Source organism: Butyrivibrio sp. MB2005 (assembly GCF_000424285.1).
GTDB lineage: Bacteria > Bacillota > Clostridia > Lachnospirales > Lachnospiraceae > Butyrivibrio.
Genome location: NZ_AUJP01000017.1, coordinates 19,683 through 36,333, shown reverse-complemented (window position 1 = coordinate 36,333; position 16,651 = coordinate 19,683). Strand labels below are relative to the sequence as shown.

Genomic DNA, 16,651 nt, shown 5'->3' with positions numbered 1-16,651 from the left:
CAAAAGGGAGATTTTTATGAAAAAAGGTTTGAATAAGGGTGTAGTTTTTGCGGTGGTATTTATATCGGTTTTTGTGATGTGCCTCGCACTAATTATCTACATGCTGAATATGTCCAACACTCTCAGAGAGTTTAAGGTGGATCTGTTTGTGCTGTGCAACGAAGCAGACGTATGCGTGGCAGAGAGTTCCGAGGGGACATTTAGAATAAACAGCGATAATTTGAATGCCATCAATCTTATTATTTCATCCACCACAGGCAGCATTACTAAGGGAGAGCCTGCGATTCTTGATGAGATTGATCTTAATTTTACCCATGACGGCGAGGAGTGGGACATGATCATCGGAGATGTTGGCGATAACAGAATGCTGGTTGAGTTAACTGGACCAAGACACTACAAGGTTTATTTAAAGGAAAACCATAAATACGCTGAGCTCTTGAAATGTGTTTCTGCAAAGGGCTATCATGAAGCTAATAAACCTTTTAATGTAAATAAGTAATAAAATAGGAGATTTTATGAGAAAAACTAAGATTGTATGTACTATCGGCCCTGCAAGTGAATCAGAGGAGATGATCGCAGCACTGTGTAAAGCAGGAATGAATGTCGCGAGACTCAACTTTTCACATGGAGATCACAAGGAGCAGCTCACCAGAATTAAGAGAATCAAAAAGGTTCGCGCTGAGCTTGGACTTCCTATCGCTATTCTCCTTGATACCAAGGGACCTGAATATAGAATCGGCACCTTCAAGGATGGCAAGGTCAATCTTGAAGCAGGTAAAAAGTTCACCTTCACCACTGAGGATATCAAGGGTGATGACACCATAGTTTCCGTAAGCTACAAGAATCTTGCAAAGGAGCTTTACAGAGGTGACAGAATCCTTCTTAACAATGCTCTTTTGGAGTTCAAGGTGCTTGATACAGACGGCACAAGAATTGAGACAGAGATTATTACAGGCGGCGAGCTTTCTGATAAAAAGAGCATGAGCTTCCCCGGTAAGCACATCAAGCAGGTTTACCTTTCAGAGCAGGATAAATCAGACATCCTCTTTGGTGTTGAGAATGATGTTGATTTCATCGCATGTTCATTTGTTTCAGTAAAGCAGGATCTTGTGGATGTACATGAGTTTTTGAAGGCTCATAACGGCAATGACAAGGTTCAGCTTATTGCAAAAATTGAGAATCAGTCAGGTTATGACAATATTGAAGAGATCTGTAAAGAGTGCGACGGAATTATGGTCGCAAGAGGTGACATGGGCGTAGAAGTTCCTTTCGAGCAGCTTCCTGCTATTCAGAAGGACCTTATCACCAAGTGCAGAATGCTTGGAAAGCGCGTTATTACTGCAACAGAGATGCTTGAGTCCATGATTCACAATCCGAGACCTACAAGAGCTGAGACCTCTGACGTTGCTAATGCGGTTTATGACGGAACAAGTGCTATCATGCTTTCTGGCGAGACTGCTGCAGGAGCATATCCTGTGCAGGCTGTTGAGACCATGGCCAAGATTGCCGAGACAACAGAGCAGAATATTCACTACAACAAGCGTTTTTACAACTATGATTTCCTTATAAAAAATGATGTGGATGCAATTTCACATGCTACATGTGGAATGGCTATAGATCTTGATGCAAAAGCAATCGTAGCTTGTACGCTCTCAGGACGTACAGCAAGAATGGTATCCAGATTCAGATCACCCGTTGATATCATTGGTCTTACCACCAATGAGAAGACCTGGAGATGGCTGTCGCTTTCATGGGCTGTCACACCCAAGATGTGCGATGTTTTCCCTTCTACAGACGTACTGTTTTACAGTGCCAAGAAGGTTGCCATCGAGACATTCGATCTTAAAGAAGGGGACAAGATCGTTATCACAGGTGGTGTTACCAACGGACAATCCGGCAATACCAATCTTATAAAGATTGAAGATGTATAAATAAATCCATGAAGTGAAAGCGAGGAGAGAGAAATGTTTTGTGGAAATTGCGGGACTCAGATGCCCGATGGCTCGAAGTTTTGCCCCAATTGCGGCAAAGCTGTAGAGGCACCTGTTCAGGTTCAGAATCAGGCACCTGTCCAGGCGGTTCCAAAGAAGGGTGGAACCGGTAAGCTTATTGGAATCATCGCTGGCGTATGCGTACTTATCCTGGCGCTTGGTGCAGGAACTGCCTTCTTTATTTTTGGCAGAAAGACTACCATCAATCTCAATAAATACATGACCATCAGTTACAGTGGTTATGAGACAATAGGTAAGGCTTCAGCTGTTTTTGACAGTGAGAAATTTGAAGCTGATTACAAAGATAAGATAAAATTCACCAGGGCAGCAAAGAAGGAATTCGAAAGTGCCAAGGGCGAATTTGGCGAACTTGGTGCATTTGTGGGAGATATTGATGATATTGAGGGAGCGCTTGCAGCATATGGCTTCACACCTGCATCAATTCTTGAAGATGGCGTTAATGGAAGCCTTGATAGAACAGAAGGCCTTTCTAATGGTGACAAGGTAGTTTATACTTGGAACATTTCAGAGCAGGATAAGAAGGATTTTGAGAAATACCTTGGCGTAAAAGTCAGGTACTCAGATATCGAGGGTGAAGTTGAAGGGCTTGAGACAGCAACATTATTTGATCCTTTTGAGGGCGTAGAGATTACTTACTCAGGAATCGCTCCTAACGGAACAGCACAGATTAGTAACAGTAACACAAATGGTGTTTACGGATACCTTGATTATCAGCTTGATAAGAATTATGAGCTCAGTAACGGTGATGTGATCACGGCTACAGTTACTACTTATTATGGGAATAACCTTGAGGATTACTGCCTCGAGAATTATGGCATGATCCCCAGCGAAACAGAGAAAACCTTCACAGTAGACGGACTAAGCAGCTATGTAGCTTCTGCTTCTGAGATTTCAGATGACATTATGTCCAAGATGAAGCAGCAGGGACTTGATATCATAACAGCTAACGCAGCTTCCTATTGGTCAGATCAGGTTACATTAAAAGAAGCGAACTACCTCGGTAATTACTTCCTTACAGAGAAACCGGGTGCATACGCAGGTTATCATAACATTGTCGATCTTGTTTATGAAGTTGTATCCACAATCGATATCAATGAAGAGGATGCTAAGTATAAGGCCGATGTTACATATTACTATTATGTTTCTTTTTATGATGTGATGCAGATGCCTGACGGAACAATCTCTGTTGACCTCAGCAACTACGACACAACCTATGACTATTTCAACGTAGATACAGGAGTGGATTCCGGTTGGTGGAGTACATATAATTACGACTTCAAGGGCTACGAGACCCTGGATACAATGTTTAATAAGATTGTTTCAGCAAATGTTGATGTTTATACCTATGAGGATAATATCCAGGAGGGCTATACACATAATAATTCTCAGGTGAACAGCGAAGCGGAAACTGACAATGCTGAGGACAGCGCCGACTACATTCTGCCTGACAGTGCCACAAGACTTTATACTAAGGCAGAGCTTGATAAGTTTTCGGCAGAAGAACTCAAAATAGCCCGCAATGAAATTTATGCAAGATATGGCAGAAAGTTCAAGGATGAAGAACTCCAGAGTTATTTTGACAGCAAAGACTGGTATGTCGGTGTTTATACTCCGGAAGAATTCGACAAGATCAGCAATTCCATCCTGAGTGATACAGAGAAGACCAACGCTGATCTTATTAAAGAAGTAGAAGATTCTAAGAAAGATTGATTTTTGACATGAAAAAAAGAAAGAACAGCCCTATCCCTTACATACTTATCGGGGTAGGTTTAATAACTCTATTGGCACTTGCAGTTTTTGCAATTACAAAGGATCCTGCAAGTGTAAAAGAGGCAGAAGAAACACAGGTTGCAATGGCAAAGGAAGCAGCTTCAGGTGATACAGAAAGTATCACTAATGAGCAGGCAGGTACAGAAAACAGTGATATGACAACGAACGAATCAGAAGAAGCACAGAATACGGAAAATGATTCGCTGCAGGCTTCACAGAATGGCGAAGAAACAGATAATACAGATGCTGATTCATGGTCCGCATCTGGTTCTGAGGGCTCAGATTCAGCTAAGAATTCTGAAGGCTCATCGGATACTTCTGATAGTGATCAAAGTACAGATGGCGCGGCTTCTGAAAATTCAGATACATCAGTAGAAAATGGAACTTCTAATACGTTAGCTGCTGACAGCGATGCTTCTGCGACTGCTGGAGACAGCACAGATAAAGAGGCATCAGATAGTGAGAATGCTGAATCATCTGAAAGCAGTAATGCAGATATTTCCGGTTCAGATAGTGAGAATACATCCGCAGATGCAGCGCAGGCTCAGACATCAACGCCACATACAGGCGGCCATCTTGTAGTAATTGATCCCGGGCACCAGTCCCATGGAATGTCAGAGAAGGAACCCAACGGCCCCGGCTCATCCAATATGAAAGCCAAGGTTACAGGCGGAACTTCAGGCAAGACATCAGGCCTTACAGAGTATCAGCTCAACCTGACAGTAGGACTGAAGCTTAGGGATGAACTGGTCGCAAGAGGCTACACAGTTATAATGACAAGAGAGTCCAACGACGTAAGCCTTAGTAATGTGGACAGAGCTCAGATAGCCAATAATAACGGCGCAGAAGCCTTCGTCAGAATCCATGCCAACGGCTCTGATGATACTTCCACAAATGGCGCCATGACTATTTGCCAGACATCATCCAACCCCTACAACGCTGCTTATTATTCACAGTCAAGGAAACTCTCCGATTGTGTCCTTGATTCCTTCGTGGCCGCAACAGGCTGCAAAAAGCAGTACGTCTGGGAAACAGACACTATGACCGGCATCAACTGGGCCAACGTACCATCCACCATCATTGAGATGGGCTACATGTCCAATCCTACAGAGGATGCCAACATGGCCTCCGAAGCCTACCAGTCTCAAATGGTACAAGGCATCGCAAACGGTATAGATGCTTTCTTTGCAAATTGAATTAACTGAAATACGTTCAGGCTCCCTGGGTATTCCGGAAATGTTAATGCAACAACATTTTTTGATACCCGGGGAGTCTATTTTATGCAGTTAGAAAGATTAATCATTTCTTAAGACATTTTGTAGATGTTTCTTAATAAACTCATGGGGAATTTGTGGTATTATCTCTACTACGTGATCACGTGATTTTAGTAGTATATAAGATTTTCGGTTATTTCACCAAAGAATACCCAGTATCATTTGAAATATTTGAAAAAGAGAATCTTTAAATTTTAGGATATCAAACCTAAATATTTTCACGACTGTACAAAGGTTGTATGGCCGTTGAAAGTGGTACTTTTTTGCCGTATTATGAAGAAAGGAAAATACATGATGGCACAAACGGATATAGCAGACACTATAGATATTACTAATAAGGAAACTCAGTATGATGAATGTGTAAAAAGATTATTGTCAAACAAACTGGTTCTTGCTTGGATCATGAAGGAATGCGTGCCTGAATTTGCGCAATTCTCTATATCTCAAATAGCAAATAAATGCATTGAAGGAGAGCCGCAGGTATCAAAGATTGCGGTTGACCAGGATCAGCTTGATAAGGATGAACTTCAATATTTTGAGGAGCTGCCGGATGGCAGAATTGAAGGGAAAAATACTGAAGATAGTTCAAAAAAAGAGGGAAAAGTCTACTATGATATAAAATTCTCCGCAGTTGTACCGGACTCAAAGAAACCGGTTCATCTGATTTTGAATGTCGAGGCTCAAAAGAATGAAAAAACGCCATATCCTCTTATCAAGAGAGCTTTGTATTATGTAAGTCGTATGATAAGCTCGCAGAAAAATACGGTTTTCTTAAACAGTCATTATGAGAAAATTCGTAAGGTATATTCTATTTGGATTCAGATGAATGTTGCTGATGAATATAAGAATACTATTACACGTTATAGAACGGTTGAGGAAAATCTCGTAGGAAATGCAGTTGAAGAAGAAAAGGACTACGATCTGATGACAGTTTTGTTTTTAAAACTCGGATCAGCTGAAGAAGCGGGAGATGTTCCAATTCTGAAACTTCTTGATGTTTTGCTATCGTCAAATACTGAGCCGCAGAAAAAGAAAGAGATATTGGAAAGAAATTTTAACATACCTATGACAAAATCGATGAAAGAGGAGGTAAACACCATGTGCAATCTGGGTGAGGGAATAAGAGAAGAAGCTCTAGCGATAGGAGAAGCAAGAGGAGTTATTATCGGAAAAATTGATTTGATATGCAAGAAACTTCAAAAAGGAAAATCTGTCGACATAATCGCTTCTGAGGTTGAAGAAGACGAGGAGTATATCTCAAGAATCTGCGCTATTGCAGAAAAATACGCTCCTGACTATGATACAGAGACTATATACGATGAGTTGATGAAAGAAAAAGTTCTCAACTAATTTTTGCAATTTTGGAGAATCTATGAACTCTTTGACTATTAGTTTTCTTACAATTGAAATAATCTCAGTATTTCGCGGTATGAGAAGAGGAATCCGCGGAATGGTCTACGGAATCGTCACTTGGGTTATCATGATTTTACTCATACCATCGCTAGCCCTTAGTTTCACCCATAACCTGGAAAGACAGCCAAAGGTCAGAGAAATAATTGAAGACAAAATCAATCCCTACGTGGATACAGTAACCATGAATGTTCTCGACGAAGATTCTACGCTGATTAGTACGGATATGGATGCTTTCAGACAATACATACAGAATTTTGTTGGAACAGAGGAACAGCTTGAGCAATATGAAAAATATGTCCTTGGTGAATCAGACGATCCGGGATATTCATATCCTCAGGGCAGCGCCTTTAATTTTGAAAATGGATCCCTTGATGCGCAGGCCCATGAAGAAGCAAAAAACACTCTTGTAGAATACACAATCTACATTATGGCAGTTGCAATCAGTTATATTCTTATTAAAATAGGATTAGCCATCGCCGCCACCATAATAAATAGCTTCATGAAGCAGCGCCTTAGAACATCCGCTGACAACATCGGATTATTATGGGGAATCGCTGAGGGAATTCTTTATATGTTTGTTATTCTGATGCTGGTCTCAACAGTGCAGCATACCGGCGCTGGGAAATACTTCATGAGCATGGTCACTGAAAACAACATTCTTAAATATATGTATGAGAACAATATAATACAGCAGCTTCTTATGAAGCAAAGCTTTATAAGGTAAGCAATAATAGGGAAAATGCTATAGGCTCTTCGGATTCATTCCGAGGAGCTTTTTCATTCTCGGGACATTGACAAGGTATTCAGAAATTATGAGATAAACAATTGATCGAAGGACCATATTATTTTGACAGAAAGATTAATCATTTCTTAATACATTTTATAGGTGTTTCTTAATAAACTTATGGAAAATTTGTGGTAATATCTTTCTTGCGCTATCCCGGCGCATTCAAGTTTCTTTCATTTTAAAGCGCTGATTATATCGCCATTTATTTCATGATTTCTTCCCTTTGATATAATCGGCGCACTTCCTTTCAAGATTTTTTGAAGAATGCCAATGGGTTAACTCCAAACAGCTGCAGATGATATCTGGGGAGCTTTAGTATCTAGGTAGTTTTAGTATTTTGGGAGCTCTAGTATTTGGGGGCATTTTGTGAAAATGCCCAAATTCAAGCGCATTCAGCGGCGATTCGCCCTGGAGGAAATTGCATCAATTTATGTTAAAAAAGGCTTAAATTTATACAATTTTTAGATAATTATAATCTTATTTCAATAGGATTATGGGAATAATGTCTGTAAAATTAAGATTATTAAGAGACAATAATATTTAAAGGTGACCTGAGTCAGATCAATACAGCCTGTAGTATTGAGTGATTAGAGCCGCCACGGAACTGCAAACACATTTTTATGAAACAAAGGAGACAGTGATTTATGAAAAAGATGTTAAAGAGATTAAACAGTCAAGAGGGATTTACACTTGCCGAACTGCTTATTGTTGTAGCTATTATTGCAGTTCTCGTTGCTGTAAGTATCCCTGTGTTTACAAACCAGTTGGAGAAGGCAAGAGAGGCAACTGATGCAGCTAATATAAGATCTGCTGTTGCCGAAGTTACCGTTGGGTATTTGAATCTTGATGATACGAGCGATACAACAGGCTTAACTAAAACGGTTTCTCTTCAGCAGAAAACTGATGGTTGGATTACAGACCCTGCGTTTACTGGATTTGATATATCAGGAGCACCTAGTGAAGGTGGATCAGCTGAGATTTCTTGCGATTCTGAAGGAAAAGTAACTTGTACGTTTGGATGATATTTAATAAATCCCTCCTCATCATTTGATGGGGAGGGCAGAATTATATTAGAAGAAATACATTTTTTACTAAGGGGGAAGCATGATAAAGAAGAGAATCGGTGATCTGCTTATAGAGCGCGGTCTTATTACGCAGGCAGATCTTGAATCAGCACTAAATGCACAGAGAGAAACCAAGGAAAAGCTTGGTGAGATTCTTATAAAGAATAAGATTGTATCCCCGGAGGATATGGCTAAGACCCTGGCTGTACAGCTTAATGTTGACTATGTAGATCTTGCGAAGGTTAACATTCCCCTTAGCTTATCTGACTATGTTCAGAAAAATACAGCAAAGCAGAATCATCTGGTTCCTGTACAAAAGCAGGAAGATACGCTTTTTGTAGCAATGGATGATCCGCTTAACTATTACGCACTGGATGAAGTGCGTAAAGTAACAAATTTGAAAATTGTCCCTCTTATTTCGACTCATGTTGCCGTAGAAAGAGCAATAAATACTCTGTATGGTAACGAGGGCGCAAGGCAGGCTATCGCTGATTATAAGAAGGAATACAACGCTGTTGGTGATGATAATCCCGGCAATTTCGATTTTGTAATTAGTGAGAATTCCTACAATATCGAAGGTGAAGGCGCACCTGTAATCAGACTTGTAAACTCAATAATTGAGCGAGCAGTTGCTGAGAGGGCTTCAGATATACATTTTGAACCAAGAGAAGGCGATATGGACGTCCGCATGAGAATAGATGGTATCATGCGAGAAATCCTCACAGTTCCGAAGGATGTAACACCTTCGGTTATTGCTCGTGTTAAGACCATGTCTGCAATGGACGTTGCTGAGAAGAGAGTACCTCAGGACGGTCGATTCTCAGTAAGTGTTATGAATAAGAGCATAGACATGCGTGTTTCAACACTTCCCATAGCATGGGGTGAAAAAATCGTATGCAGACTTCTGGATAAGACCAATACCAGTATTGATAAAGAAATGCTTGGCCTTAGTCCGGAGGATATGGAGAAATATGAAAAGCTCATCCACTATAGAAACGGCGTAATGCTTCTGGTTGGACCTACAGGATCAGGTAAAACCACAACCATGTATGCAATGCTGAATGAGCTTAATACAAGAGATGTAAACCTTGTTACTCTGGAAGACCCGGTTGAGTATAATCTCGAAGGTCTAAACCAGGTACAGATAAACCCTAAGATAAACATGACCTTTGCATCCGGTCTTAGGGCAATCCTCAGACAGGATCCGGATATTGTATCAATCGGTGAGATTCGTGATGGTGAAACAGCTGAGATAGCAATGAGAGCAGCTCTTACAGGACGTTTCGTTATGAGTACCATCCATACTAACGATGCAGTTGGAGCCATCGACAGACTTGAGGATATCGGAGTTGAGCCGTACCTTGTTTCTGCAACACTAAGAGGTGTTATATCACAGAGACTTGTAAGAAGAATCTGCCCTTACTGCGGTGAGGAGTATGAGCCTACAAGAGATGAACTTTCAAGACTGGGCATTGAAATGGAACCTGGCATGAAATTCAAGATTGGAAAAGGATGCCAACATTGTTTTAATACCGGATATGCAGGACGTATCGCGGTATTTGAAATCATGATGGTTAATCCGGAGATCAGAGAACTTATCTATCAAAATGCAGGAAGAAGAGCAATTGAAGATGCTCTGCACAGATCACCGGAAGGATTTACTTCTTTGAAGGAAGCAGCAATTAAGCTGGTTAAGCAGGGAATTACAACACCCTATGAAGTACTTCGTATTACCAACGAAGATGCCTGAAAGAGTAACCGGCTGAATAGGTTTATGAGGTAGTGCTATGAGGAATGAGAAGAATATCGTTACTATCAAAAAGCTTATAAAAAGCATCTGCATGGTTGCTGTATTTGGCCTTCTCCTTTGCATAAGATTGGATGTAAAGGCATATGTTGAGGGAATTCCATATGAAGGGTGTCGTACGGCAGGTTATGACGATGGCTGGGAATACCAGATAAAAGCCGATGAAGCAGTGGTCTTAGGATATACAGGCGCTGACACAACGGTTAGCATTCCATCAAGTATTGTATTCGCGGGTAGAACATATCCTGTAGGCGCTATTGGTGAGTATGCCTTTTCAAAAGATAATACACGTACTCCTATCATTGGTGGTACCGATCATAAAGGCTTTAATGTTGTTACTGTTAACATTCCAGAAACAGTAGACGCAATCGGTAATTCTGCTTTTTACAAAAGTGAAAGCATTAGGACTGTAAATTTTACCGGCAGTCCATCACTTGAAAAGATCGGTATGAGCGCATTTGAAGAGTGCAAAAACCTTCAAAATATCGTATTACCCGGAACATTTATGTCATTTGACACAAAAAGCTTTTATAAATGCTCATCGCTTAGGAGCATAAATATACCGGGAAAGGTGAAAGAAATTCCTTCAAAGTGCTTTTCAGAGTGTACAGCGCTTACTACAGTTACACTTCCAAACGGCTTGGAATCGGTATCTGACAGTGCATTTGCTAAGTGTACAAAAATCAACAGTATTAACTTCCCTGATTCTATTACTTCTTTGGGAACTAAAGCATTTTCAGAGTGCCAGAGTATTCCTGAAATACATATTCCGACCAGCCTTACATCCATAGGCAGCAAGGCTTTTGAGAAATGCTACAGTATAACGAATCTTTATATTCCCAAGAATGTTCAGACTATTGAAGGCAGTGCTTTTTCCTCTTGCGTAGGAGTAAGAGAGGTTACCCTCAGCGAAGGTATCGTCAAGATAATGTCGAAAGCATTCTATGATGAACCGGAACTAAAAAGTATATCCATACCTTATTCAGTTTCCAGTATTGGTACAAATGCTTTAGGGTACTATGAGAGTGAAGCTGGTACAAGATCGGTTCCTGGTTTTGTAATCTATGGCTACTATGACACCAAGACAGAGGAGTATGCCACGGAAAACAGATTCTCTTTCGTTGGAATGGCAAAAAAAGGCGTTCCGATGGAAGTAAGTAATGTTGAATACAGTACTGTTGAACAGAATGAAGTTGAAATAACGAATATAAAAGACACAAAAATAACTACATATGAAGTACCAAAGACCATTACATACAAGAAAAAGACCTATAAGGTTACAGGTATAGCCAAGAATGCGTTTAAGGGATGCAAAGTTCTTGAAAAAGTAAAGCTAAGTGGAAACGTCACATATATAGATGACAATGCATTTAACGGCTGCAAAGCTCTTAAGAGTATCAACCTTAACGGCAATGTAAAGAAAATTGGTAAGAAGGCATTCTATAATTGTAAATCTCTTAAAAAGCTTAAATTGACAGGAAGCATCACCAGTATTGGTGAGAAAGCTTTCTATGGTTGTAAAGGTGCGGAATCCCTTGAACTTGGTTCAAAAGTCGAAGAGATAGGAAAAGAAGCTTTCGCTAAGTGCTCAAAGCTTAAGACGATAAAGATTAAATCAAAGAAAGTTAAAACCTTTGGTAAAAAAGCCTTTTATGGAATAAACAAGCTGGCAGTTATCAAGGTGCCAAAAGCAAAACTCAAGAAATACAAGAGCAGTATTAAGAAATCAAAGATAGCAAAGACGGTTGTGATTGAAAAATTATAAAGAGGATAAGCTCATATGATGACGATAGAGCAGCTGGTAGTTAAAGCTAAAGAAGACGGAGCATCTGATATACATATTATCTGTGGATTGCCGCCAAAATATAGAAAAAGCGGTGATCTGGAAAATATGGCTGAAGAGATCGTAACAGAAGATTATTGTATGCAGATGGCAAAAGAACTCTCGAAGACAGAGAAAGCCTTTGATGAACTTATGATAGAAGGCGAACTTGATGCAGCAGACAGTTACGCAGGTAATAGATGCCGTATCCATCTCTTTAAGCAGCAGGGTGTTCCTTCACTGGCACTCAGAATTCTGTCAGAGAACATACCGCAGCTTGAAAATCTGGGATTGCCGATTGGAGTTTTGGATCTTCCTAAGTTGCATAAAGGAATAGTCCTCGTAACAGGAGAAACAGGATCCGGTAAATCAACCACGCTGGCCGCTATATTGGATAACATTAATCACAACTATAAAAGACATATTGTGACCCTTGAAGATCCTATCGAGTATATGTATAAGCCGGATCTTTGTGCAATAAATCAGCGAGAAGTAGGAAAAGATACCAAAAGCTTTGCAATGGGACTTAGAGCATCACTTCGAGAGGATCCCAATGTAATCCTCATCGGTGAAATGCGTGACAGGGACACTATTGAAACAGCAATAACTGCTGCTGAGACAGGCCATTTGGTATTTGGAACTCTTCATACAGGAAGCGCAGCGGATTCTGTCGATCGTATGGTTCAGGTTTTTCCTGAAGCGGCGCAGCCACAGATAAGACTACAGTTATCCATGGTACTGCAGGCTGTACTTACACAGCAGCTGATCCAGAAAAAAGGCGGCGGAAGAGCTCTTGCAGCTGAATACATGATTGTTACAGATGCCATAAGGAATCTTATTCGAACAGGCAATACACCACAGATTGCAAATGCTGTTGCAACCAGCGCAGAAATCGGTGGACAGACAATGGATCAGGCACTTATAAGACTGGTCAAGAATGGACTAATAACCAGAGATAATGCACTTCATTACGCAGTAAATAAGGAATTTGTTGACAGGAACATTATGTACTGACGGGGGATATAATGAACAGCTACAAATATACCGCACAGGGCGTAGGCGGAATCGAAGTAACAGGTCTGATAGAGGCTATAGACGAAGTGGAAGCAACTGCCAAGCTTAGGCAACAGTACGAGATTGTACTCTCCATTAGTGAGGTAAAAAGTGTATCGGATATGCTTCCTTCATTTTTGACAGTGGATCTTGGTGGAAAAAAGCTCAATAAGAGAGCCTTCACCATGATGTGCAGTCAGTTTTCGACTATTTTGAAGGCCGGAATACCCATCGCCAGAGCGGTAAGACTTATCGGAAACAAGACTGACGATAAGTTTCTTAAAAATCTACTGGTTAAAGTAGGGGATGACGTGGAATCAGGACGTACGTTATCTTCTGCATTTGAGGATCATGGAGGTGGTCTGTTACCACCAACCTTCTGTGAGACCATTAGAGCAGGTGAGCAGTCAGGTAATCTGGTTGGGTCCTTTGCCTCTATACATAAGCACTTTGACAAACAGACAAAAATGGGATCAAAAGTCAGAGGCGCATTGACATATCCTGCATTTGTATTTGTTATAGCTATCATCGTTGTAATCGTACTTATGGTAAAGGTTGTACCTACATTTACATCTATGTTTGATGAGAGCGGAAGCGAATTACCTTTTATGACACAGCTGCTTATCGGAATGTCCGAGTTTGTAAGAGATACTTTTGTATATTTCATCATAATTGCTGTGCTTTTTGCCATTGCATATATCATGTACAGAAGAACCCATGAAGGGGCCATGAATCTTGCCAAGATTCAGTTAAGACTTCCTGTACTTGGAAATGTCGCAGAACTTAATGCTGCCAGCCTTTTCGCTAATACAATGGCGACAATGATGCAGGCAGGACTTCCGGTAACGAAGGCAGTATATATAACTTCGAATGTTATGACAAACGCACTTTTTGCAGATAAAACTGCAGAAATGGTAGCTAAAATTGAAGAAGGTCGAACAGTAGTAGAAGCCATGCGTGAAGCTGAATGTTTTCCTGATATCCTGACAGATATGGTAGGTGTCGGTGAAGAAACAGGTGAAATGCAGGCTACCATGGAAACCGTAGCTGAGTATTACGATAACGAACTTGAACAGGCGGTTGCTCGGGCGATAGCAATGCTGGAACCTGCTGTTTTGGTATTTTTGGCGGGGTTTGCAGGATTTATTGTAATCGCTATCTACATGGCAATGTTTGAAATGTATAACACAATGTGATCATGAAAACTCTATAACAGCATGCGTAAAGAAAAGCAGCACGCATAATCTAAGGGGGATGAAATGGCCAAAAATGATGGAATTGTAGCAGTATATGCACTTCATGGAAGATTGGCACTTGCTATGAAACAGGGCAAGGGATTTAAAACCATGTGGGTGGATATTCCGGACAATATTATCAAAGACGACGTAATTGTTGCAAAGAACCTGTTTGCTACGTTTATGAAGGGTACCATGCGTGAGAACGGCTTCAAAAGTAAAAAAGCAGCGTATGTCCTTGGCAGTGATATCGTTCTGATGCGAAATGTAAACATTCCCAGGATGACTGAGGAACAGGTAAGAGTGAATCTCCCTTTTGAGTTCAGGGATTTCATAAAGGGTGAGCTTAAAGGATACATCTTTGATTATGCATACAGACCTCAGCAGAATGAAACCAGTGACAGCGAGGTCCCGGATACCATGAATCTTTTAGCGGCAGCGGTTCCTACAGATCATTATGAGGAACTGACAGAGATTTTTCAGGTTGCAGGCATGAAGCTTGTGAAGGCAGTTCCTGAGATCTGTGTACTGGAGTCTCTGCTGAAGCTTTATGAAGACGAAGAGGAATTTAACAAAGAAAGATGCTTCCTTGATATAGGTAATAAGCGGATACGTATGCAGGTTTTCAAGAAAGGATGCTTCAAGCTTTCACATGTTATTGATATAGGAGAAAAGCATATAGTCAGAACCATCGCAGATGAAATGAGCGTCGATATGAGTCTTGCGAGAACCTATCTTAGAACTAATTATCAGGATTGCACAAAGTTGCCCAGAGTCATGGAATCATATAATGACATAGCCAACGAAGTGATCAAAGGTTTCAACTTCTACGAAATGTCTGACATGAGTTCCAGACTTAACGATGTTGTTCTATATGGAAGCGGAGCGATGATAGAGCCGCTTGTAGAGATTTTGGAAGAGCGGATAGGAATGAATGTGGTTACCATGAACGACACCTTCCCTTCTTATAACACGACAGGGGATCTTAATATAACAGCCGGCGCAATGGGTGCGCTGCTCGATTAAAAACGGGGGATGCTATGGAACTGGTAAAAGGTAGTCCTAATGAAGCTGAAGTTACCAAAGTAAAGAAAAGCGGTAAGAAAGCAAAGACAGGCAATATCACAAAGAAAACGCATATCAATTTTGCTGAGATCAAACAGGAGAAATCTAACGAATGGGTCAAATATATCCCAAAGGTTGTACTTGCTTTGATATTGGTAGCCGCGCTTGTAAAAGTTGGTGTAATTGATCTGTTTGCAAAACTCAATGCTGCACAAAATGATGTTGCCATAAAGCAGCAGGAGATGGAATCCCTCAGCGCGAACTTGGATTCCAAGAATGAACTTTCAGATCAGTTCTATCATCTGACATGGACCTTCATGACAGATGAAGAGAATGAACGTATAAGCAGAGTGATTGCCTGTGATCTGGTGGATGTCATAGCTGATGGCAAGACCACAGTAAAGTCCTTCATAATTCAGGACAATGTAATGCTTATTAACATAAATACAGATACCCTTGAAAGTGTAGGAAAAATAGGAACAGTTCTTCAGGAACAGGAATATGTCGAAAGTGTATCTGTTGTTAATGCTCAAAAAGTAGAAGTAGAAACAGCACTTGATGAAGAGACAAATCGAACCGATATAATAGTTGAAGCGCAGATTAAGGTCAATCTGTCGATTAAACAGAATACGGAGGAAGAATCGTGAAACTACTTTCCAGAAAACTTTCGAGTAGAGAAAAAGTCCTGCTGGGCATACTGATTGGTATTGTAGTAGTTGCAGTTTACTATCTGCTTCTGTTTAATCCCTTAAGCGAACAGACGACCAGTTTGCAGGCGCAGGCGCAGGATATGGAAAACCAGCTGGTAGCACTTAGGGCAAAGAGTGATCAGATAGCTCAAATGAAAACCGAGATTAAGACACTTCAGGAAAATGGAAGAGCAGATCATTATATGCCCAGCTACAATGCAGGTAGTCAGGAGCTTGATTTTATGCATGAAGTACTATCAGCTCAGACTAAGGATTATCTTATATCTTTTACAAAAAGTACCAGAGAAAGCGAACAGATTCGCAGAAATTTCTCACTTACTTTTACATCAAAAGATTATGCAACCGCACAAAAAATCATTGATGCTCTTGAACAGAGCGAAATACGATGCCTTGTGGGCGATATGACGGTAGTCTCTAATTCAAAAGACAACCCTAACCTGCTTAAAGGTGAAGTGGAGGTAAGCTGCGGAGCGACCTTCTACGAGACCATGTATGAGGGAAAAGAGGATGCCGATTTGCCGGAGGATGCCAATGCCAAGAAAAAGGCGGCAGCTTCCGAATAAAGGTATTTTAAGCGGAGTGTAATCCCAATGGTTTGGGCTCCGCTTATTTGTCTTTTATAAGACAGAAATATTTTTT

General features: G+C 40.7%; 14 protein-coding genes. All 14 read left to right on the top strand.

Annotated elements, in window-relative coordinates:
- The first annotated feature begins 16 nt into the window (after positions 1-16).
- The 14 genes from G610_RS0110075 to gspM all read left to right on the top strand — a co-directional run bounded on the left by G610_RS0110075 (position 17) and on the right by gspM (position 16,575).
- The gene (locus tag G610_RS0110075; protein WP_026524684.1) at positions 17-499 is read left to right on the top strand and encodes a hypothetical protein; all 483 of its coding nucleotides are present in this window, start codon (positions 17-19) and stop codon (positions 497-499) included.
- A gap of 16 nt (positions 500-515) precedes the next feature.
- Complete coding sequence (gene pyk / locus G610_RS0110070; RefSeq protein ID WP_026524683.1) at positions 516-1,931, top strand: pyruvate kinase; 1,416 nt, start codon at positions 516-518, stop codon at positions 1,929-1,931.
- Between the two features lie 33 nt (positions 1,932-1,964).
- A complete protein-coding gene (locus G610_RS0110065; protein WP_026524682.1) occupies positions 1,965-3,722 on the top strand; it encodes a YARHG domain-containing protein in 1,758 nt (585 codons plus the stop codon).
- Positions 3,723-3,730: 8 nt separating this feature from the next.
- On the top strand, positions 3,731-4,978 hold the full coding sequence (locus G610_RS20485) for an N-acetylmuramoyl-L-alanine amidase family protein (protein WP_242829638.1): 1,248 nt from the start codon (positions 3,731-3,733) through the stop codon (positions 4,976-4,978).
- Positions 4,979-5,347: 369 nt separating this feature from the next.
- A complete protein-coding gene (locus G610_RS20480; RefSeq protein WP_196809834.1) occupies positions 5,348-6,406 on the top strand; it encodes a PD-(D/E)XK nuclease family transposase in 1,059 nt (352 codons plus the stop codon).
- 22 nt (positions 6,407-6,428) lie between these two features.
- Complete coding sequence (locus G610_RS0110050) at positions 6,429-7,193, top strand: YrzE family protein (RefSeq protein WP_026524681.1); 765 nt, start codon at positions 6,429-6,431, stop codon at positions 7,191-7,193.
- 707 nt (positions 7,194-7,900) lie between these two features.
- Complete coding sequence (locus tag G610_RS22170; RefSeq protein ID WP_051197920.1) at positions 7,901-8,278, top strand: competence type IV pilus major pilin ComGC; 378 nt, start codon at positions 7,901-7,903, stop codon at positions 8,276-8,278.
- Positions 8,279-8,360: 82 nt separating this feature from the next.
- Positions 8,361-10,070 (top strand): GspE/PulE family protein, encoded by a 1,710-nt coding sequence (locus tag G610_RS0110040; protein ID WP_026524680.1) that lies wholly within the window; start codon positions 8,361-8,363, stop codon positions 10,068-10,070.
- A gap of 37 nt (positions 10,071-10,107) precedes the next feature.
- Positions 10,108-11,892, top strand: coding sequence for a leucine-rich repeat domain-containing protein (locus G610_RS0110035; protein WP_026524679.1), 1,785 nt, complete (start codon positions 10,108-10,110; stop codon positions 11,890-11,892).
- Positions 11,893-11,907: 15 nt separating this feature from the next.
- Complete coding sequence (locus G610_RS0110030) at positions 11,908-12,963, top strand: type IV pilus twitching motility protein PilT (RefSeq protein WP_242829637.1); 1,056 nt, start codon at positions 11,908-11,910, stop codon at positions 12,961-12,963.
- Positions 12,964-12,974: 11 nt separating this feature from the next.
- On the top strand, positions 12,975-14,198 hold the full coding sequence (locus tag G610_RS0110025; RefSeq protein ID WP_026524677.1) for a type II secretion system F family protein: 1,224 nt from the start codon (positions 12,975-12,977) through the stop codon (positions 14,196-14,198).
- A 63-nt stretch (positions 14,199-14,261) separates the two neighbouring features.
- Positions 14,262-15,263, top strand: a complete 1,002-nt coding sequence (gene pilM, locus G610_RS0110020; RefSeq protein WP_026524676.1) for a pilus assembly protein PilM — start codon at positions 14,262-14,264, stop codon at positions 15,261-15,263.
- A 14-nt stretch (positions 15,264-15,277) separates the two neighbouring features.
- Positions 15,278-15,949, top strand: a complete 672-nt coding sequence (locus tag G610_RS0110015; protein WP_026524675.1) for a hypothetical protein — start codon at positions 15,278-15,280, stop codon at positions 15,947-15,949.
- A complete protein-coding gene (gspM, locus tag G610_RS0110010; RefSeq protein WP_026524674.1) occupies positions 15,946-16,575 on the top strand; it encodes a type II secretion system protein GspM in 630 nt (209 codons plus the stop codon). The genes G610_RS0110015 and gspM overlap by 4 nt, the downstream gene beginning before the upstream one ends.
- Positions 16,576-16,651 lie beyond the last annotated feature (76 nt).

Bases quoted from the DNA above. Each gene is read 5' to 3' on its own strand.
- pilM (WP_026524676.1), top strand. From the start codon at position 14,262: ATGGCCAAAAATGATGGAATTGTAGCAGTATATGCACTTCATGGAAGA.
- G610_RS0110050 (WP_026524681.1), top strand. From the start codon at position 6,429: ATGAACTCTTTGACTATTAGTTTTCTTACAATTGAAATAATCTCAGTA.
- G610_RS20480 (WP_196809834.1), top strand. From the start codon at position 5,348: ATGATGGCACAAACGGATATAGCAGACACTATAGATATTACTAATAAG.
- G610_RS0110025 (WP_026524677.1), top strand. From the start codon at position 12,975: ATGAACAGCTACAAATATACCGCACAGGGCGTAGGCGGAATCGAAGTA.
- G610_RS0110030 (WP_242829637.1), top strand. From the start codon at position 11,908: ATGATGACGATAGAGCAGCTGGTAGTTAAAGCTAAAGAAGACGGAGCA.
- G610_RS22170 (WP_051197920.1), top strand. From the start codon at position 7,901: ATGAAAAAGATGTTAAAGAGATTAAACAGTCAAGAGGGATTTACACTT.
- G610_RS0110015 (WP_026524675.1), top strand. From the start codon at position 15,278: ATGGAACTGGTAAAAGGTAGTCCTAATGAAGCTGAAGTTACCAAAGTA.
- G610_RS0110065 (WP_026524682.1), top strand. From the start codon at position 1,965: ATGTTTTGTGGAAATTGCGGGACTCAGATGCCCGATGGCTCGAAGTTT.
- G610_RS20485 (WP_242829638.1), top strand. From the start codon at position 3,731: ATGAAAAAAAGAAAGAACAGCCCTATCCCTTACATACTTATCGGGGTA.
- pyk (WP_026524683.1), top strand. From the start codon at position 516: ATGAGAAAAACTAAGATTGTATGTACTATCGGCCCTGCAAGTGAATCA.
- G610_RS0110040 (WP_026524680.1), top strand. From the start codon at position 8,361: ATGATAAAGAAGAGAATCGGTGATCTGCTTATAGAGCGCGGTCTTATT.
- G610_RS0110035 (WP_026524679.1), top strand. From the start codon at position 10,108: ATGAGGAATGAGAAGAATATCGTTACTATCAAAAAGCTTATAAAAAGC.
- G610_RS0110075 (WP_026524684.1), top strand. From the start codon at position 17: ATGAAAAAAGGTTTGAATAAGGGTGTAGTTTTTGCGGTGGTATTTATA.